This window comes from Rubrivivax sp. A210, assembly GCF_904426505.1.
Taxonomy (GTDB): domain Bacteria; phylum Pseudomonadota; class Gammaproteobacteria; order Burkholderiales; family Burkholderiaceae_C; genus Rubrivivax.
Window position 1 is genome coordinate 439,490 of record NZ_CAJGBN010000001.1, and the last position, 17,708, is coordinate 457,197.

Sequence of the window (17,708 nt, forward strand, 5' to 3'; positions counted from 1 at the left end):
GCCGAAGACAGCAAGCCTCCCGGAACCTCGTGGTCCCATTCCGCAAACCCGCTTCGACCGGCTCCGGCCTTCGGATGCCCGAGTTCGGGCGTCGGCTCCCCGGCGAACCTGAGCCGGACATGTCAGGCGCGGCCGCCGCCCAAGTCGGGGCCGCATTCGATTCACCCGATCCGAGCGCGCGGCAGCGCGCCAAGGCGCCGAAGTGGCCTAGAGCTGCTGCGCCGTCACCGGGCGCGGGCGAGACGGCACGCGGACCGCTCGCCGCCCCGGGCGTTCGCTCGAGATCGATCGCCATCGCGACGCGCGTGATGGGCATCGTGCGCGACGCGGCAGCCGGCGTGCTGCTCTGCCAGCTGATCTATTGGACTCGCCGCGGCGTCGACGTGCTGGACCGTGACGGCTGGGTATTCAAGACCGCCCGCGAGTGGGAGATTGAGACCGGCATGTCCTGGAAGGTCCAGCGCCGGGCCCGCAATACCTTGCTGGGCATGGGCGTAATGGAGGAACGCAAGCAGCTCATGCCTGCCCGTCTGGAGTTCCGGCTCAAGCTCGGCGCCCTGAGCCTGATGCTGGCCGAGCGTGCCGAGCTTGAGATCGACGGCATGGACCTGGAGCAATTCCGCGACAGCCGCAACCCGGCCGCCGACGAACTGGTCGGCCGGGCCTTCCTGTTCCATGGAGCACTGGCTCGGGTGCTTCCGCTGAACTCGGCCATGATGTGCTCGCGGCTGCTGGCCGGGGCCCGCATGCCCTCGTTGGAGCCACAGATGCTGCTCCAGACGGCGGCGCGCGTGCCTGGCGGCTGTACGCGCCTGGTGACCCTGCACCGCGACGAGTGGCGCGGCGAGACCGGCCTGTCGCGCGATCAGTGGCAGACCGCCCGGCGCAATCTTCGCGAGGCCGGCGTGCTGGTCGAGCGCCGGCACAACTTCCCTCGCCGCGTGGACCTCGCGGTGAACCTGCGTGCCCTGGCCGACGTGCTGCGCCAGTCGTCCAAGTCCCCGGTGTTCTTCGAGGAGGCCGAGGCGGGCCGGATGGACGGCGACAGGGATGCCGACCACTCTGGACACCCAGAACGCCCCTATAGGTTGGATCGGGCGAAACAGCAAGGTGGATTTGGGCATCGCCCGATCCCACCCAGCCAATCGCCCGATCCTGCCGATACGGATCGCCCGATCCTGCCGACAGTGATCGCCCAATCCCGCCTTTACCCTCTTGGATTACAGGATTCATTACACCCACCACGACAGGAAGCGCGGGCGCGCGGCCCGGAGCCAGTGCCGTCTGATCGCCCATTCCCACCCAGCCTCGGCACCTGGGGTGGGGGTGGGTTCTATGCAGCCATCAAGATGGAATACCGGCCGGTGCAGGCACCGGCAATGGTGGCGGCCCGAAGCAGCACGCCACCAAGCCCGCTGATCTGGCCCAAGCTTTTCGCCGAGACTGACCAGGCCATGGCCCAGCAGCACCTGCATGGGCTGGATCGGTCGATACAGCAAAGCGTGCTCGACGAGATCGACTGGATGCGCGAGTCGGGCAAGCCGATCCGCTCGCCGGTGGCTCTTGCCCGCGCCCTGGCCACCAGGGCCCGCAGGGGCGAATTCGCGCCCGACGGCGCTCACCGGGTAGCCAGCGCCCGCCTGCAGTCCGTGGCCGATGAAATGCGCCGACAGGAAGAAGCACGAGTGCGTGCCCAGCAGACCAAGGCCGCACTCAGCCCCGAGGCCGAAGAGGCGAGAAAGCGCGCGATGAGGGCCCGCGATGAGATCGTCAAGCGGAGGGTGGCGTGAGCACGTGGGCCCTCGGAAGTTGTAACTGTCCAGCCGCTGGACAGTTACAGACTGACACGTTCGACGGTCCTTCGGTCCATGTCGCCCGACCAACTGTCCACCGCGAACCCACCACAGTTGCGATTGATCAACCGAAAGCCGAATCGAGCATGGCGTCTCCAGATGCTAGGCGGGATCGGGCGAAACAGCCCCTCCGCCTAGTTCGCGCGGTTTGGACTCTCAGCGATCCACGAATTCCCCTCAATCCGTCTTCACCACCGCGCGCCGGATCACCTGCGCGTGCTTTCTCAACCTTTGCCCAAGGAGTAACCTGATGGCCACCACCAAATCGGCGGCAGGCGGTAAATCGGCCGCCAAATCCCCGCCACCGTTTCCGATCAGCGCCGGTTCGCCGTTCCCGGACAAGTACGACATCGAGGCCGAGCGCATCGCGCTGAAGGACTTGGTGGAGTTGGACGATTTCGACAAGGTGACGATCGATGCCAGGTATCCGCGGTATCTGGAGCTGGAGCGGCGCGAGGAATTGCTGCGCAGCATGCAAAACCAGCATGCCAAGCGCGGCGGCGCTGATGCCGAGGTCGGTTCGACCGAGGCGTCGATCATTAATTTCACGCTGGGAAATCTCACGAATGAGGAAGAGGACGCGATGCTGTTGCATACGCGGGAATCTTCCAGGCTATTCATGGGACGTACCGTCGAGCCCGGTCGCCAAGGTTATGGCCAATCCGGTGCCAAGAAAGTCGGAGCGGCCCTGCGGGCGGTCTGGTATCTGTCGGGCAACGACAATCCCTATGCCGACTTTGCCCTGATCGAGGCTGCGTCGAGAATATCGACCCTGGTCCGGGAGCTGGAAAAGGCCATCACGGAGATGGAAGACCGGCTGGGGCAGTTGAAGAAGCGCGGCCTGACGTATTCGGTCCTCAAGGCCGATCCGCCGGTGCGGGTGGGTCTTGGTTTTCGGTCGCCATATGGGTATTCGGTCGTGAACCTGGTTTCGACCTTCGATTACTACGTGCGTGTGATCAAGACGATGGTGCGCAAGGACATGCTGTCGGACAAGGAAGGGTATGCCGAGGTTTATACCCAGACCCGCCGCTGCCGCAGCATCTTCGAGCGGGTGATCTGGTTTCAGCGATATCTGCTGCGCGAGGAGATGCGCCCGCTGACGCGGTTGGACTGGCTGCCGACGGCCGACGAGGAGGCACGCAAGCGTGTCCAGGCGGCGGTGGCCTTGTTCGGCGAGCTTCCGCGGGAGGTGTTCAACGGCCAGGTGATGCCGCGCCATTCGCGCCGGAGGCTGGACCTGTCGGAAGAGGAACTGCGCCTGCTGGACGCGGTGCCGCTGGCCGGCGCCGACCAGGCGTTGGAAGCTGCGACAGCTGCGCTGGTATAGGCTGGTGCGGCGGACCCAGCCTTGAAGTGCGTGCGCCAGGGGTGTGCCAGTGGCCCGCCGCCTCGTACGCAGAGAGCTTCAAGGCTGGCATGGGAGTGAAAAGGGCTTAGGTAGAGACCTGTCGCAGTGGTGAAGCAGTGCGCTGGTCCAGTTGCTGGGTGTGGATTCCTGAAACAGGGGTGACTTCGTGAAGACGACCGTCGATGACATGGGTGTTGTCAAACAGGTGTTTGACCTCAAAGGGCCCTTAAAGGGTAAGGGCGGAACGCTGGCGCAATGGCGGGATGACACGCAGGCGCGGTTGGCCGAGGTCTACGCGGAGATGGCCCAGTTGTCGACCGAGTCGCGGTCCATCGATGGCCGACAGTTCGCCTTGTACGTTTATCGGCTGCGCGATGCGAGTCAGCTGCGCTGGCGCATGAAGAACAAGGACCATGCGACCTGGCCGGTGATCGAACCGCTGCTGGCGGACATGGCCCCGGGCCTGGCGCAGTGGTATCGGCGGGCCGAGGAAGTGGCGCAGATTCTCAATCACCGTGAGCAGGCGCTGAGGTACGAGCTGAAGACGGTGTGTCGGGTGATTTCTGTGGGGCCACGCACGGCCCAGAGTTACAGGGGTTCGATCGGGCGTGGTGTGGGCGGCGGCAGGCCTCGGAGTAAATCCTCGACTGCGGCAGTCAAGGCCACAGGGGATATCAGGGGTGCGGCGGAACTCAGCCGCTGACGGCCGAGTATTGAGTCGGTTGACAGGAAGAGGTCTTCGATGTCACACCAGCACTGGGATATGGATCGCAGCCCCGACAAGGGTGTCAGGGCGATCGTGAAGGTATATCCTGCTAGGCGTGCCAAAGCGAATGGCATGCGTTATCGGAGACTGTGCGGGCCTTGGGAAAATACGGGATCTGTTCTGCGTGATTTCTATGTCAGTCAGGAAGCGCTGAGAAATCGACTGGCTGCGCTAGAGACGCGGTTTTCATCCGACTGACGTGGAATCTGTCTTAAACTATCTTTCAATCCGAGGAATGATCATGAATCTCATGCCCATGGAATCAAGCACCCTGGTTTTGGCTGTGCTCGGTCTGGCGCTCACGGTGTATGCGGTTTATTACCGCTATTTCGAGATCGTGCAGCTGGCCGATCTCGACGATCCGCAATTGATGGCGGAATCCATCATCTGGATTCCCGACCACCAACTCGCGCGCATCTATTCCAGGGGTGGCATGACGCGCCACCAGTGGCGCCTGTTGCAGATCAAGCTGATGAAGGACTGCGACAAGGCGCTGGGCACGCACAAGGGACGTGGGCCGGCGACCTTGGCCTAATTCTCTTTCGGCTGACTGCGGGTCGGCCGGGCTTTCATTTATTTCTCTGCCTCAGCAGTTTCCATTTCTGGCTTTCCGAATATGCACGCTGCCAACAGCCGAAGGAAACGTGACGTGACTAATTCGATTGAGTCTATCGAGATTCACCTGAACACGAATACTCTCGAAGTCCGGCACTGCCTGACGATGAAGCAGTTCTACTATCACGATGCGTACACCAGAGCCGACGACGAAGCGGGCTGGGTGCAGGTCGAGGCCTTCCGCGCGGAAGGCGTCAGCGAGGCCGAAATCGAGGAGCACAAGGCCGCCGCGCTCAGTTCCCATCGCACCTACTGGCTGAACCTCCTGGCGTGCCAGGATGGACACTCCGTCATCTCCAAGGGCAAGCACTTCGTCCGCCATGACCTGGGTGTCGACTGGGGCTTCGGTGGTACGGTCTTCCGCGTCGACTGGATCGACCCACGTCGACCTCCGCTCACCTGCAACCTCACGGGCCAGGGCCGGATTCCGGGTTGGCTGCGGCCCCAGTATCCCGACAACGCCACGATCACCGACCTGGGCTATCTGCTCGACGAGCGGCCAGTGATGTCGCGCACGCGCCTGAGACGCCGCCTGCGTGCCGCCGGCGCCCGAGCGGCAGAGGTGAATGCCTTCCTGCGAGACCGATACACGCCGGGCCAGCCCAGCTTCTTCGACTACTGGCCAAGCAGAGGGCTGCATGAACTGATGAGGCATGGCAAGCGCCACGCGCATCGCTGGTTCCCGAACAACATCCTGATCGCTGGTTGAACGCAAGTTCAAGCCTGCGGAAAACAATATCAGAAATCTCTTTTCGACCCCGCGCCTTCTCTTCAACTGATCAATACAACTGCGCGGTATACAGGCTGGCGATTCACAGTGGAATGCAAACCAAACTGGAGTCGCAATCATGGGAATATGGGCCAAGGTCACGGGTAATCTGACCAAGAACCCCGAGGGCCGCACGGTGGTCGCCAACGGCGAACCGCGCGCGCTGGTCGAACTCAGGGTGTTCGCCGACGTGAACCGCAAGGTCGGTGACCGCTGGGAACAGGACGACGAACGCAGCACAGCGGTCGACGTGACGATCTGGAGCGAGTCGCTGGGCGCCGTCGTGCTGCAGCACTTCCGCAAGGGTGCGCGGGTGGTGGTCGAGGGCGAGATGCACCTCAACGAGTACGAGGACTCCGACAACGTGCATCACGCCGGCCTGCGGCTGACTGCCGAGTCGGTGGCTCTGGTGCCCTACCGCATCGACAGCTTGGTCTTCACGCCGTCGCGGCGCGAGCGCGAGGCGGCCGACGCCTGACGGCCGCGGCGCCCGGCCGGCCCGCCTTTGATCTGGACGCGCCATTTCGGCGCTGAGATCCAGGGTTGGGTGCGGCGGCGCGCTCGCGGCCGCAAGCCGATGCCACGCCAGCTCTGGAGGCTGCATGAGCCAGACATCCGGACCGGGTCTGACCGACCCGAGGACTGCGTCAACAACTTTGCCCGCATCCGGCCCAAGCCCGGCTGCCTTGCCCACGGACAGCGACGTGCTCAGTCGCCAGCTCTGGCGCCATCGCTTCGGCGAGATGCTGATCGAGACGCGCAACGACGGCACGGTGTGGATCGACGGCAAGGTGGTCCCCGACACCCTCCCCTCCGGCCTGGCCGATAGCGGCAGGCCGGCCCCCTGAATCCCTGTGCCGCCGGGTCGGTCCGGCGGCAGGAGAACGATCATGAAACTGTTGAATGGACTTGCCGCGTCCTTGTCGGCCCTGCTCGGTCCCCAGACTGCCCGGGCGACGGCGGCTGACGCGGCGAAGCCGCCCGGAGCCGCGGCACGCCATCGTCATGCCACGGAGGCGATGAGCGACTTCGGCCGGGATTACGGGCCCAACGATCCGGTGACGAGCGCTCCGGGCCTCATCTGGCCTTGCCCCTGCGGTGGCACTCCCGTCATGCGCTTTGAGCTGCACGACGAGGCCAGCCGGGAGCCCTACCACTTCGTGCAGTGCGTGCTGTGCGATCGCGAGGGTCGGCCCGCCCTTCTCCCCTGGGAGGCCGTGGCCGAGTGGGACCGCGCCTATCCGAACCTGAAGGTGACGATGGGCAGCTTCCCCTTCTTCATGATCGGCGAGCTTTCACCGCGCGATGCGCGCACACGGCTGTTGTCCATCCGCCACGATCTTGAGCGGCGCCGCGCCGAAACCAAACTGCGCAGCCGCGAAGGTGTGGTGGTGGGCAAGCGTTACCGAGAGCGCATCGACGCCTACCTGCGCTGGACCATCGTCGCCCAGTCGTTGGCGACCGCCCATCTGCGCCTGCAACAGCGGGAGCTGGCCGAAGGCGCCGTCGCATTCCGCGGCGCGAAGGCGCCGAATCTGGTGCCGTCGCTGGGTCAGCCGGAGTGCTCCGCATGACCGGCCTGGTCGAGGTGGTGGCCCCTCGCTGGTCGATGCGAGGCCAGCAATGCCACGGCCGCGGCACGCCGTCGCGGGGATGGATGGGAATCGCGCTGAGCCGTGGTCCAAAGCCCGATGGCCAAGAGATCGATCAGCTGATCGAGTGGCCTTGCAGTGCGGACCGCCTGGGTCAGCTGATAGACGCGATGCAGCGGGGTCTGGTGGGTCAATGGGCGCTGCGCCTGTATGGGGACGGTGGGTGCGGCGGCTCGGCTTCCGCGGAGCCGAGCGCCGCCTTGGAACTGTCCGTCTGGTTCATGGATCAGGCATCGGTCGCTGGGTTGGTGGGGCCGGTGGACTACCTGCTTGCATCGGGCCTGAACACCCACTGCGGAAGGGCGGTCGCGGTCTACGAGCGCCTGGAGCCGCTGCTGCTGGCCATGCCTCGCCTCGTGCCGGGCTGTTCCTACACCCTGGATGCAGCAAGCCCTGGTCCGGTTGCCCGGCGGCTGGTCGCCGAAGTGCGGGATCTGGAGATCTCCCGACTCGGCCATTCCCGCTGCCTGGAGCAGATGCCGCGCTGCCTCTTCGAGATGTTCTCCTGGTCAACGGGCGAAAGCCGTGTCTCCGCCGCCTACTCTGCATCGGTCGAACGCAAGTGCCACGCCGCCTTGCACCCGGACGCGGGGCGCGGCACAAGCCTGAGCGCATAGCACCGCCTATGGGCCCTGGTCCCGGTACGCTGGCGACGGCGTCGACCGCGTTGCCGCCCTTTGGGCCGGTGGCGCCGGCGCGGCGGCCTTTCGTGCTTCGGGCGGTGTGCGATGGCAGGCGCCTTGGCCTGGCCGTACCCTTTGGGGACGGCATAGCCGAGCTGATGCGCGATCTCGGCTGCACCTGGTCCGGGCCGCGGCGAATGTGGGTCTGCCTGGCGTCGCAGGCCCGTCAAGTCTTCGAGGGTCTGCAGCGGCAGGCGCCGCGCTGGCCGGCCTTTGCGATGGACGAGGTGCGCGAGCTGGCGGCGATCGCCTGGCGCGCGCCCGAGCCCGACTTCTTCGCCTGCATGCTGGACCTGCAGGTACTGCCGCTGGCCCATGGGGGCTTCGCCGTGTCCTCGGCCTATGACGCGCTGGTGGTGACCGCGCTCAAGGGCCTGGGCGGCCGATTTCACCGGCACGCCGCGGCCTGGGAGGTCCGCCGGTCGCGTGAGGAGATCATGCGCGCGTTGCTCGAGGTCGCCGGCGTGGCCGACACCTTTGTGTTCGTACACGACGGCCAGGTCGTGCTCGAAGACCTGGTGTCGGCGCCCAAGAGCGAGCTGCCGATCTCGGTGCCCGGCGCCTCGCCACCGCGCGGCACTGGACAGGGCGATGGCGAGGACATGGGGGCCGGCTTTCTATCGGCCTTCGGCGCGCCGATGCAACGCCTGCAGGTCGACGAGAAGGCCCTCGCGGCGGCCGCGGCGGCCTGCGGGCTACGGGACTACCAGGTCGGCGGCGTTCGCCACCTCCTGGGGCTTTCTGGGGGCTTGCTGGCGGACGACATGGGCCTCGGCAAGTCTCGTCAGGCGGTGGTGGCCGGCCGCATGGCCGCCGGCGCTGCCAAGGTGCTGGTGGTGTGCCCTGCCAGCCTGGGCATCAACTGGGAGCGCGAGATCCGCGCCGTGTACCCACGGGCCCTGATCGCCACCATTGGCCAGGCCGATGCGAGTGCGCTGCGCGCAGCCGACTGGATCGTGGCCAACTACGAAAGACTGGGCGGTCTGGTGCGCGACGCCTCGCTGGACATCGGTGTGATGCTGATCGACGAGGCGCACTACCTCAAGGAGCACCAGGCCGGTCGCACCCGCAACGCCTTCTTGCTGGCCGACCGCATCCCTCGCGTCTTCCTGCTGACCGGTACCCCGGTCCTCAACCGCGAGATCGAACTGCACACCCTGCTCAGGCTCTCCGGCCACCCCATTGGGCGCATGCCGCTGGCCGAGTTCCGCAAGCTCTACGCCGGCGACAGCGCCCGCCGCGACGAACTCGCCGGGCGCCTGTCGGAGTGGATGCTCAGGCGGGGCAAAGACGTGCTCAAAGACCTGGGCGACAAGACCCAGCAGCTGCGCCACGTCCAGGCACCTGACGGGCTGGCGGCCTACAAGGCCATCCTGGCCGATGGGTCGCTGCAGGCCATGCCCAAGATCACCAAGCTGCGTCAGCACCTGGAGGCGCTCAAGGTCGAGTTCCTCGTAGAGTCCATCGAATGCCTGCCTCAGGATGCCAAGGCGCTGATCTTCTGCGAGTACATGGACACCGTGGAGACGCTGAAGCACCTGCTTTCCGCCAACGGCATAGGCTGCGTCAGCCTGGTCGGTTCCGACACGCCCAAGAAGCGTATGGCGGCGGTAGACGCCTTCCAGCAGAAGCCGGACGTGCGGGTCTTCATCGGCACCACGATGGCGGCCGGCGTCGGCATCACGCTGACGGCCGCGAACTACGTCTTCTTCGCCTCGCTGCCCTGGACGCCGGCGCTCAAGCGCCAGGCCGAGGACAGGGCCTACCGCAGCGGCCAGACTCGCGACGTTCTCGTCATCGTGCCGGTGGTTGCCGGCACGATCGACGAGCAGATCTTCGCGCTGCTGGACTCCAAGCGCGAGATCGAGGTCGCCATCATCGAGTCGAATCGACGGGCGGTCACGGCCTGAGCACTGCAGCGGCCGGCCGACGGTCTAGACCGGCCGCGTTGTCTCGCACCGAAGGGCGCTGCGACAGCTGCGTCGGCGCAGCACCAGCACCGCCAGGGCACCGAGAAGCAGCACTGCTGCGGGCGGCTCAGGCACTGGCGCCGCCGTCACGACCCAGGCAAAGAGAGAAGCGCCGTTGTCGAGGTGCGCAACCGTGAAGCCAGTGCGCGTGTCCAGCCCAAAGATGTTCACGCCACTTCGATCCGACGACCAGTACTGGCCCGGGCTCACGGCATCGAAGGGCCCGGTGTTCATGGCGCCGCCGGAGGAACCCAGCGTCGCGTAGAGCGAACGCAGCTCGAGCATCGTCGGCAGGCGCCAGTTCACGACGCCGGCAAAGCTCTGGGCGTCGGCCCAGGCCGAAGCCGCCGAGAATCTCTTTGCGCCGTCGACATTGGCGGTATGAAACCAGAGGACGTTGGCGTCGGATTCCAGGTAGGCATCGAAAGCGCGGTCACCGTCGATATCGACGGGGCTCAGGGTTCCGGCCATTGCCTGTGCCGCGGCCATGAGGCAACCGACAAGCAGCATTCGTCTCTTCATGATTCCTCCCCGATGGTTTTGTAAAGCCATTCTAGGAAAGAAATTGACGCTGGCGGCCCGGGCCGCAAGAGTGGGCGCAGAGCGAGTTTCCTTCCGGCCCGCTTCGAGTAAAACCCAGGTTCAACATGCCGCGAAAGACGGCGGGAGGAAATGCACGATGGCGAGAAGAGGAAAGACGAGCCCGGCCGAAGATGTCGTGGAGCTTGTATCCAGGCTTCCCTGGTGGGCCGGTGTCGTGCTGGCCCTCGTGACCTACCTCTTCTTCCATGCCGTGGCCAGCCGGCCCGCCGCGGTCTCGATCAGCCCAGGGCAACTGGGGCCGTCCATGGTGTCGATCATGTGGGTAGGCTTGGCAACCGGCCTACAGTATGTCGCGCCCCTCCTCTGCCTGATCGCTGCAGCTGTGTCGGCATACCGCCGAAGAGAGCGAGCAGGTCTGCTCGAAGCCGCCAAGCGAGGCCAGTCGGCCAGCGTCCTGAACGGCATCAGCTGGCAGCAGTTCGAGCAGCTTGTGGGCGAGGCCTTCCGACAGCAGGGCTACGGCGTCGTCGAAAGCGGTGGCCAGGGACCGGACGGCGGCGTGGACCTGGTGCTGACCAAGGGGGGCGAGAAGTTCCTCGTGCAGTGCAAGCAGTGGCGCGCCTTCAAGGTCGGCGTCGAGGTCGTGCGCGAGATCTACGGCGTCATGGCGGCCCGCGGCGCCGCCGGCGGCTTCGTCGTCACCTCGGGTCAGTTCACCGACGAGGCGAAGGCCTTCGCTAGCGGGCGCAATGTCACGCTCATCGATGGGCCAAAGCTGCACCGGATGATCCAGTCGGCCCAGGCCGGGCCGGCGGGAGCGGCAGGCCCTGCTCGGCGCCCCGCGAGTCCCGCTTTTGCGGAGCCGCCTGCCCAGCCGGCACGGACGCCGGCTTGCCCGAAGTGCGGCAAGGCGATGGTGCAACGGACCGCGCGCAAGGGCGCGGCGGCGGGCAGTGATTTCTGGGGCTGCGGCGACTTCCCGGATTGCAGGGGCACGAGGCCGCTGGCCGGGTAAACCATTGCGTGGCGCATACCGTAGGCGCAGAATGGCGGGGCTTTCTGCCCGACCGACAGCTTCGGTCCGATCTGTGCCACGTCACGGCACGCAAAACACCGCCAGGCTTCTGTGAAAGCGGTGGGTGCAAAGACCTGATTGGGTTTGCGCGCCTGGAGCTCTGTCTATCAGCCCCTGGGGATGTCAAACATCCCTGCGTGGGCTGGTGCGTCCCCAATTTGCATTGGAGGCGCAAGTGCAGTTTTCCATTCCCCGTACGATGCCCTGATCGGCGCGAACGTCGCGCCCGAGAAGGCCAAGGCAGCCGTCGAGGCCTTCGAGAAGGAGCGCGAGACGATGACCTCTACCCTGGCAACCAAGCAAGACCTGCTGGTACTGGAGTCGCGCATGACGATCAAGCTCGGCGCCATGCTGGTCGCGGCCGTCGGCCTCATCGTGACCCTGATCAAGGTGCTTTGAAGCACTGAGTTTTCCCCAAATCCGGCGCCTTAGGCCGGTGCAGCCGTATTCGATCGGCTGTCCTTCTTCTCCCGTTCATTCAACCCCCTGGGGATGTCATCCATCCCCGCAGGGGCTGGTGCGTCCCCTTCATTCCCCAAGGAGATCCACCATGAACCAAGCTCAACAGTCCCAGGCCCAAGCCTTCGACCTCATCATCGAAGGTGTCGGCTACCTCAACCGCGTGCGCACCGTCACGCCGAAGAAGGGGCCCGCCTACATGGCGTGCACCATCAATGCATTGATGGGCAGGGCCGACGCCGTCGAGCACGTCAGCATCGACTGCATCGTGGTCGGCACGATCGCCAAGCAGGCGGTCAGGCAGCTCACGGAGGACGTCGAAGCCAAGCGCAAGGTCTTCATCGGCTTCCGGGCCGGCGACCCCAAGCCCGACTTCTACGAGTTTCCCGATCGCGAGACCGGGGAGCCGAAGAAGGGCTCGGGCCTCAAGGCTCGCCTGCTGCAGCTGACCTTGGCCAAGGTCAATGGCATCAAGGTCGACATCCCGCTGGTGCCGCGCAACTCGCAACCCGAGTCGGCCGCCGGCCACGCTGGCCACAACGATGACGGCGGAGTCGGCAGCGCCTGCGGCGACGAGTCGAGCCGGCAGCGCGAACCCGCGCATGCCTGATCGGAGCAACTTCGATCGACGGAAGCACCTCGCGCCCGTCGTCGAAGTGGCCACCATCGCGCATTTCGCGGTGGTTGGCTACACTTTGACCTGCTCTCCCCCCACAAGCCCTCCCTGAGGGGGCTTTCTTCAGCGGCTGGCCTGATCGGCCGATGAAGAAAGTCAAGTTTGTTCCCGTGTTTGCGGCTTCCCGGAAACTCAAGCCGCGCCAGGTAGCACGTACCTTGAACGTGACCCTGACACCGTCCGGCTCCTGAAATGGCGGTGCGGTTCCAGGCCCTCGGGCCTGGGACTCTGGAGTGCGATCGACGCACGGGACGGTCACCCCATGGTGATCCGCCCATCAATGCACGGTGGAACTCCCTGCGCACATCCGTACCCCACAAGTTCGAGACTGCATACAGTACCCACCCAGTCGTGAACGGCTGAACCCCGGTCACCACGTCTTTCCTGGACCGGCGAGGCTTCGGCCTCGCCCCCGTCCTTTGCCCAGTCGGCGCTGACGCCAGCGCTCGCAGCGGCCACCTCTTTCACCACCGCCTAGCGGGACTCCAGTCCCGCCGGGATTGGTCTTGTCCTGCTGAGGCCTTCTTCCCCAGCCTCATCAAGGAGCAGGCATGTCCATCTTTGTTCGCGGAACCATCACCATCCAGCGCAAGACCGGAGCGCGCGGTGCCTTCAGCATCGGCGACCTCGCCACCGAGATCGGTGAGTTCGAGGTCAAAGACCCGCTGATCGAGGAATTCGAGCCGGGGAAGTACACCGGCGCCTTCCTGATCAAGTGGATCGCCCCCGACAGCTTCACCTGGCGCGGCCGCGTGTTCGTGAAGAACCGCGCGACGCTCGAGGAGATCCTGATCGACGTGGCCGACGAGGGCGCAGACGCGCCGTCAACGCCGCCCGAACCCGACCCGCTCGATCACGCACCGGAGCCGGCCAAGCCTGCAGGCATGCCAGTCCCTGAGATCGTTCCCGAGCTGGTTGGCGGCAACGGCCGCGGCGATCAGTCCCAGGCTGCTTCCGCAGACCTCGTCTTGTTCGGCGAAGAGCTGATCGGCCTGGTGCAGTCGCTTGCGCCCATCAAGCTCGATCCGACGGTCGATCGCCAGCGCTTCCGCGAACAGCGGGATCGCCTCAAGGAACTCGGCTACGCCTTCGATGCCAAGGCCCAGACCTGGTCCATCAAGGAGCACGCTGGCGCATAGCGCCGTTGTGCAGGCCCAACGCCCACCGACGACACCGGGCCCACGCCGGGTGTCGCCGCCAACAACGCAGCCACCACAGCCATGTCGCTGGACCCATCCCGTATTCGCGAAGTCTTCATCGCTGCGAACACCCTGCAGCGCGAGCTGCAGGCCCTCAACGCGGTGCTGTCCAGCGCAGTCGATCAGACCGCCGTCTGGCGGCAAGTCGACCTGCTGCAGGACGCCATGCAGGCCCTGCGCGAGTTGCTTCGGGACCAGCCGACCCGACTGGCAATGGAAGCAAATTCTTCGGCCTTCGCCTCTGGCTTGCGGTTGATCAATGACCCCAACGTCGCACGCCTGCTGGCCAGTCTTCAGCACGGCCGACCGAAAGCCAGTGAGCTTGGCGCTCAGCTCCCGCCACCTGCCAATGGTGCGTGAGCACAAAGGCGACGATGAATCGAGCCAGCGGCCCGTCCCTGCGGATGGGCGGCCGGCTCTCAAGCCCACCGCCGGTGAGCTTCTCCGAGGAGATCCACGGTCGCCTCGGAAAAGCTCTCGCCCCGCGCGGGACTGTCTTCTCAGGGCCGCCACAGCCCCATGTGTGGTGCCGTATCGCGTGAAGCGGTCGCGAGCGTCGTAGTGGTGTCCTTGAAGTCTGCATCGAGAGGACACGCCGGATGAAGGCCTTGGCATGGGCCTGCCGCCCGGTATTGCAGACGCTGTTGATCCTGAGCACGGCCCCATCCGGGGCCGGGTTCTTCAAGCCCTCCACCGCGTAGACGAGGCCTTGAAGTACCCACCGAGTCTCGTGACGACCGGCCTCTGGCCGATCCGAAGGCACCGCGTCAAGGTGCGCCTCGCCGGCCTGCTCATGCAGCGCCGTCACATTGACCCGAACTGGCTCCTGCAGGGGTTCGGGGGCGCTGCAAGGCGCCGGGAGTTTGCTGCGATCTGTTCCACCCGTCGGGGAAGTTCCCCGCCGGGGCCCTTCCCTTCAACCATCAACTTCGAAGGAGAAGCCAAATGACCCATGCATCCAACATAGGCGGCAACGGCGCCGAAATCATCGTTCCCCTCTGCGGTCTGACCTGGACCCAGCTTCTGCCTGCGCTGATTGCCGCCCTCGAGGACGGCAACTCGGAAGGCAAGGCCGTGGCCCGCCCGCAACTCGCCCGCATGGCCGCGGCCGCCGACCTGGCCATCACGGCCATCGGCTCCGCGCTCGACGCCGCCGATCGCGAGATCGAGAGCGACGAGACCGCCCAACAAGTCATCGCCAAGGCGTCCGCAAGGCCCGCCGCCGAACCGTCGCCTCAGGACGCCTCCGACGGTGTGGCTCAAGCTGAAGTGAAAGCACCTGGAAAGCCCATTGGCCACCTGGCCATGCGCTTCTGCGGCAAGTCGCTGCCCCTCACCGTCTGCAAGTCTCAGCGGGGCTTCTACCTCGGCACATGGGACGACAACGAAGGCCCCTGCAGCCGCGAGTCGGCCGAGTACTGGCTCAAGGAAGCCGAGGCGGCCACTGCCCTGGCGACCGGCCGCTGGACTCAACGTCAAGAACCCTGAAACCACACGATGGCCCCACCCGGGGCCATCCCTCCACACCATCCATCACCAAGGAGAGATTCATGGCAACCATGGGCAACAAGCTCCGTCCCGAGGAGCCTGGCTTCGAAGTCAAGCTGACCGTCCCCAAGAGCAAGCTCGCGGCATTCAACGAGATGCTCGACGAGTTCTGGACGGGCGAGTCGAAGTGGGACGCGATGCAAGTCCTGAGGAAGCAGCGTCGGGAGCTGGCCGTTGAGTCGCTCAGGCGGCTGTTCGAGTTCGCCGAGCAGAACGACTGCGGCGGCAGCCGTGTGATCGCAATGTTCCTGGCCTCGCTTTACAACGGCTATCGCTTCCACGTCGATCTGACCGATCTGCGTCTGCTCAGCAGTCAGTACCGCGACGACATGCTGAACGTGCTCTACCTCGACGGCGCGCCGGAACAAGAGGTCCACTGCTACTTCCAGGACGGTGGCAAGCGTTTCGAGCGCTTGTTCGAGCGCTATGGCTTGCCAGATCGCGACAAGGTCACCACGCACCTGGAGGGCCTCGAGAACTTCCAGGAGGAGAGCCTGCAGGCGGGTCTGGATGAGCTTCCGCACATCGCCGACAGGCTTCGCAATGCCCTGAAAGCAGGCCGCCATGGCTGACCTCGCAGAAGGCCGCGCGCTAGCATTTCTGGACCCCGCCGCGGTGGCCTTTCCATCGTGGTTGCGCTTCAGGGCACCGCAGTCGTTCAGCGATGCAGGCTACGCAAGGTTGAAGGCATCCATCGTCCATATGGGCGGCAATGTCCAGCCGATCAAGGCCTGCCCCGTGGATGCCGGGCGGTACGAGCTGGTCTTCGGCACCCTGCGCCTGCGGACCTGCCTGGAACTCGGCCTGCCGGTGACGGCAAGTCTCGATGTGGTCACTGGGCCGCGCCTGGTCGTGGAACTGGACGCCTCGAACGGCGACAAGCAGGTGTCAGCCTTCGAGCGCGGCTGCCTCTACGACAGTGCGCTGCAGGCCGGGGTCTTTCCGTCGCGGCGGCGTCTGGCGGAATCAGTGGGTCGGCCGCTGCGCGACGTGTCCGATGCGATCCTGATCGCCACCTTGCCACCGCCCGTCCTGACCTGCCTGCGCGATCCGCGGGCGCTCAAGGTCGGCATGGCCACCAAGGTAGCCGCGAGGTGGGAGGCCGACCCGGACGGCGCAAAGCGGCGCATCGCCGCATTGAGCACTCAGGACTTCAGGCGCGACTCTCAGCTTCTGGCGGCCTTCCTCGAATCAGACCATTGAGGCCTGCCAGCCCGGCCATGTGCCGGGTTCTTCAAGCCCTTGCGGCACTTGCGTCGCGAGGGCTTGAAGAACAGAATTAAGTCGTTCTCTGCCCGACCGTCAGCTTCGGTCCGACTGTGCCCCGTTACGGCACGCCCGACACCGCCAGGCTCCTGCAAAGCGGTGCATCGCTGGATCTAGGTCTGGCTTTGTGGAGTGTGGTTTCCTGGCCCGAGTGGCGTTGCCCCCCGAGCGCGTGTATGCGCGTTCCGGGGGCAACGTCGCCCGACCCGTCAGGAGCACACCATGGCTGTCACGCAGCACACCCCCCAAGTCACCGATGACGTCTCCCCGGAGCGTATGGCCGCTGCCGGCGTCCCTTTGGCGCTGGCCCGCTGGTACCACCTGATCGGCAAGCGGCTGCGCCGCTATTCCGAGTGGGACATCGATCGCATCATGGAAGTCCGCATGCGCGTTGCGCAAAGCGGCGCCTGAGCGACAACTCATGTCGATTCCGCCCTCGCTGGGCCTGGTTCTCCAGGCCCAGACGGGCTCTTCAAGTGCTCGCGCACACGAGCCTTTGAAGAGCACGTCCCGCCCACCTGTGGGCGGCCGGCACCATGTCTTTCTGCCCGACCGACAGCTTCGGTCCGACTGTGCCTCGTTACGGCATGCCCAACACCGCCTGGCTCCTGTGAGAGCGGTGGGTGCAACGACCTGCTTGGGTCCGCGCATCTGGAGTTCGTTTCTTCAACCCACTGGGGATGTCATCCATCCCCAAGGGGGCTGGTGCGTCCTCTTCTCCATAAGGACGCATCTCATGAGCACCAACGTCATCCCTGCTGCGCAGGTTGCCGAAATGGAAGCTACCGGTCAGTCCGTCGCCATCGGCGACAAGGGCGAGACCGTGGAAGTCTGGGAGTACTTCGCCGAGAACATCGACGACTTCGCCACCGCGAAGACCATCGTCGACCACTTCGCCGAGAACCCCAAGCTGCTCCACAGCGACGAGTTGGACCTCCACGGTCTGTTCGTGCGCGCCAAGCTGACGATCAAGCGTCAGCACATCGCCTACGCGAGAGCGCAGGCGGCCATCGATCAGGCCCGTGAGAAATCGCGTGGCCTGCGCGGTGTCCGGAAGTCCTTCGCCGCCTTCGTGGCGTCGGTGCGTTCGGCCGTGGCTTCCAACCCCACGCCCGTCGTCCTCGCCGTCGGCCTGGTCGCGTCGTACTGGCTCCGCTGAGCCCGGCTTCCGCCGGCCCCAGCGTTCGGCCTGCTGCCCCCTGGAATGCCTCGTGCATTCCAGGGGCTCAGCTCTCCCTTTCTCAACCCGCAGCGGACCACCTCCCGCTCGGGATGGCGGCCGT

Annotated in this window: 21 protein-coding genes; 20 read left to right on the forward strand and 1 reads right to left on the reverse strand. The window is 65.5% G+C overall.

The window, feature by feature from the left end; all coding sequences use genetic code 11:
- Positions 1-119 precede the first annotated feature (119 nt).
- The 10 genes from JMV16_RS01830 to JMV16_RS01875 all read left to right on the forward strand — a co-directional run bounded on the left by JMV16_RS01830 (position 120) and on the right by JMV16_RS01875 (position 9,599).
- A complete protein-coding gene (locus JMV16_RS01830; protein ID WP_201492439.1) occupies positions 120-1,790 on the forward strand; it encodes a hypothetical protein in 1,671 nt (556 codons plus the stop codon).
- 313 nt (positions 1,791-2,103) lie between these two features.
- Entirely contained in the window at positions 2,104-3,183 is a 1,080-nt protein-coding gene (locus JMV16_RS01835) for a PFL_4669 family integrating conjugative element protein (RefSeq protein WP_201492440.1), read from the forward strand.
- Between the two features lie 187 nt (positions 3,184-3,370).
- Positions 3,371-3,907: a hypothetical protein gene (locus tag JMV16_RS01840; RefSeq protein ID WP_201492441.1), complete on the forward strand. Its 537-nt coding sequence runs from the start codon at positions 3,371-3,373 to the stop codon at positions 3,905-3,907.
- A 304-nt stretch (positions 3,908-4,211) separates the two neighbouring features.
- Positions 4,212-4,505: a hypothetical protein gene (locus JMV16_RS01845; protein ID WP_201492442.1), complete on the forward strand. Its 294-nt coding sequence runs from the start codon at positions 4,212-4,214 to the stop codon at positions 4,503-4,505.
- Between the two features lie 186 nt (positions 4,506-4,691).
- Complete coding sequence (locus JMV16_RS01850; protein ID WP_201492443.1) at positions 4,692-5,294, forward strand: hypothetical protein; 603 nt, start codon at positions 4,692-4,694, stop codon at positions 5,292-5,294.
- Positions 5,295-5,433: 139 nt separating this feature from the next.
- Entirely contained in the window at positions 5,434-5,832 is a 399-nt protein-coding gene (locus JMV16_RS01855; protein ID WP_201492444.1) for a single-stranded DNA-binding protein, read from the forward strand.
- A 208-nt stretch (positions 5,833-6,040) separates the two neighbouring features.
- Complete coding sequence (locus JMV16_RS01860; protein ID WP_201492445.1) at positions 6,041-6,202, forward strand: hypothetical protein; 162 nt, start codon at positions 6,041-6,043, stop codon at positions 6,200-6,202.
- Between the two features lie 42 nt (positions 6,203-6,244).
- Positions 6,245-6,928: a hypothetical protein gene (locus tag JMV16_RS01865; protein ID WP_201492446.1), complete on the forward strand. Its 684-nt coding sequence runs from the start codon at positions 6,245-6,247 to the stop codon at positions 6,926-6,928.
- Entirely contained in the window at positions 6,925-7,623 is a 699-nt protein-coding gene (locus tag JMV16_RS01870) for a hypothetical protein (RefSeq protein WP_201492447.1), read from the forward strand. The genes JMV16_RS01865 and JMV16_RS01870 overlap by 4 nt, the downstream gene beginning before the upstream one ends.
- 203 nt (positions 7,624-7,826) lie before the next feature.
- On the forward strand, positions 7,827-9,599 hold the full coding sequence (locus tag JMV16_RS01875; protein ID WP_201492448.1) for a DEAD/DEAH box helicase: 1,773 nt from the start codon (positions 7,827-7,829) through the stop codon (positions 9,597-9,599).
- A gap of 24 nt (positions 9,600-9,623) precedes the next feature.
- Here JMV16_RS01875 and JMV16_RS01880 read toward each other — a convergent pair whose 3' ends face one another.
- Complete coding sequence (locus tag JMV16_RS01880) at positions 9,624-10,148, reverse strand: DUF1566 domain-containing protein (RefSeq protein ID WP_201492449.1); 525 nt, start codon at positions 10,146-10,148, stop codon at positions 9,624-9,626.
- Positions 10,149-10,338: 190 nt separating this feature from the next.
- Between JMV16_RS01880 and JMV16_RS01885 the strand changes: the two genes are divergently transcribed.
- From JMV16_RS01885 to JMV16_RS01930, 10 genes are all read left to right on the forward strand, one after another.
- A complete protein-coding gene (locus JMV16_RS01885; RefSeq protein ID WP_201492450.1) occupies positions 10,339-11,217 on the forward strand; it encodes a restriction endonuclease in 879 nt (292 codons plus the stop codon).
- A gap of 180 nt (positions 11,218-11,397) precedes the next feature.
- The gene (locus JMV16_RS01890; protein ID WP_201492451.1) at positions 11,398-11,676 is read left to right on the forward strand and encodes a hypothetical protein; all 279 of its coding nucleotides are present in this window, start codon (positions 11,398-11,400) and stop codon (positions 11,674-11,676) included.
- 151 nt (positions 11,677-11,827) lie between these two features.
- Entirely contained in the window at positions 11,828-12,346 is a 519-nt protein-coding gene (locus JMV16_RS01895) for a DUF3577 domain-containing protein (protein WP_201492452.1), read from the forward strand.
- Between the two features lie 617 nt (positions 12,347-12,963).
- A complete protein-coding gene (locus JMV16_RS01900; protein ID WP_201492453.1) occupies positions 12,964-13,551 on the forward strand; it encodes a DUF3275 family protein in 588 nt (195 codons plus the stop codon).
- An 81-nt stretch (positions 13,552-13,632) separates the two neighbouring features.
- Positions 13,633-13,971 (forward strand): hypothetical protein, encoded by a 339-nt coding sequence (locus tag JMV16_RS01905; RefSeq protein ID WP_201492454.1) that lies wholly within the window; start codon positions 13,633-13,635, stop codon positions 13,969-13,971.
- Between the two features lie 585 nt (positions 13,972-14,556).
- Entirely contained in the window at positions 14,557-15,099 is a 543-nt protein-coding gene (locus tag JMV16_RS24090; RefSeq protein WP_236580306.1) for a hypothetical protein, read from the forward strand.
- Positions 15,100-15,161: 62 nt separating this feature from the next.
- Complete coding sequence (locus tag JMV16_RS01915; protein ID WP_201492455.1) at positions 15,162-15,731, forward strand: hypothetical protein; 570 nt, start codon at positions 15,162-15,164, stop codon at positions 15,729-15,731.
- Positions 15,724-16,362 carry a ParB N-terminal domain-containing protein gene (locus JMV16_RS01920; protein WP_201492456.1) on the forward strand — a complete coding sequence of 213 codons (639 nt, stop codon included), beginning with the start codon at positions 15,724-15,726 and terminating at the stop codon, positions 16,360-16,362. Before JMV16_RS01915 ends, JMV16_RS01920 begins: the two co-directional genes overlap by 8 nt.
- 285 nt (positions 16,363-16,647) lie before the next feature.
- Complete coding sequence (locus tag JMV16_RS01925; RefSeq protein ID WP_201492457.1) at positions 16,648-16,836, forward strand: hypothetical protein; 189 nt, start codon at positions 16,648-16,650, stop codon at positions 16,834-16,836.
- 325 nt (positions 16,837-17,161) lie between these two features.
- Positions 17,162-17,584 (forward strand): hypothetical protein, encoded by a 423-nt coding sequence (locus JMV16_RS01930; RefSeq protein WP_201492458.1) that lies wholly within the window; start codon positions 17,162-17,164, stop codon positions 17,582-17,584.
- Positions 17,585-17,708 lie beyond the last annotated feature (124 nt).

Bases quoted from the DNA above. Each gene is read 5' to 3' on its own strand.
- JMV16_RS01830 (WP_201492439.1), top strand. From the start codon at position 120: ATGTCAGGCGCGGCCGCCGCCCAAGTCGGGGCCGCATTCGATTCACCC.
- JMV16_RS01835 (WP_201492440.1), top strand. From the start codon at position 2,104: ATGGCCACCACCAAATCGGCGGCAGGCGGTAAATCGGCCGCCAAATCC.
- JMV16_RS01845 (WP_201492442.1), top strand. From the start codon at position 4,212: ATGAATCTCATGCCCATGGAATCAAGCACCCTGGTTTTGGCTGTGCTC.
- JMV16_RS01850 (WP_201492443.1), top strand. From the start codon at position 4,692: ATGAAGCAGTTCTACTATCACGATGCGTACACCAGAGCCGACGACGAA.
- JMV16_RS01855 (WP_201492444.1), top strand. From the start codon at position 5,434: ATGGGAATATGGGCCAAGGTCACGGGTAATCTGACCAAGAACCCCGAG.
- JMV16_RS01865 (WP_201492446.1), top strand. From the start codon at position 6,245: ATGAAACTGTTGAATGGACTTGCCGCGTCCTTGTCGGCCCTGCTCGGT.
- JMV16_RS01870 (WP_201492447.1), top strand. From the start codon at position 6,925: ATGACCGGCCTGGTCGAGGTGGTGGCCCCTCGCTGGTCGATGCGAGGC.
- JMV16_RS01875 (WP_201492448.1), top strand. From the start codon at position 7,827: ATGTGGGTCTGCCTGGCGTCGCAGGCCCGTCAAGTCTTCGAGGGTCTG.
- JMV16_RS01880 (WP_201492449.1), bottom strand. From the start codon at position 10,148: ATGGCCGCGGCACAGGCAATGGCCGGAACCCTGAGCCCCGTCGATATC.
- JMV16_RS01885 (WP_201492450.1), top strand. From the start codon at position 10,339: ATGGCGAGAAGAGGAAAGACGAGCCCGGCCGAAGATGTCGTGGAGCTT.
- JMV16_RS01890 (WP_201492451.1), top strand. From the start codon at position 11,398: ATGTCAAACATCCCTGCGTGGGCTGGTGCGTCCCCAATTTGCATTGGA.
- JMV16_RS01895 (WP_201492452.1), top strand. From the start codon at position 11,828: ATGAACCAAGCTCAACAGTCCCAGGCCCAAGCCTTCGACCTCATCATC.
- JMV16_RS01900 (WP_201492453.1), top strand. From the start codon at position 12,964: ATGTCCATCTTTGTTCGCGGAACCATCACCATCCAGCGCAAGACCGGA.
- JMV16_RS01905 (WP_201492454.1), top strand. From the start codon at position 13,633: ATGTCGCTGGACCCATCCCGTATTCGCGAAGTCTTCATCGCTGCGAAC.
- JMV16_RS24090 (WP_236580306.1), top strand. From the start codon at position 14,557: ATGACCCATGCATCCAACATAGGCGGCAACGGCGCCGAAATCATCGTT.
- JMV16_RS01915 (WP_201492455.1), top strand. From the start codon at position 15,162: ATGGCAACCATGGGCAACAAGCTCCGTCCCGAGGAGCCTGGCTTCGAA.
- JMV16_RS01920 (WP_201492456.1), top strand. From the start codon at position 15,724: ATGGCTGACCTCGCAGAAGGCCGCGCGCTAGCATTTCTGGACCCCGCC.
- JMV16_RS01925 (WP_201492457.1), top strand. From the start codon at position 16,648: ATGGCTGTCACGCAGCACACCCCCCAAGTCACCGATGACGTCTCCCCG.
- JMV16_RS01930 (WP_201492458.1), top strand. From the start codon at position 17,162: ATGAGCACCAACGTCATCCCTGCTGCGCAGGTTGCCGAAATGGAAGCT.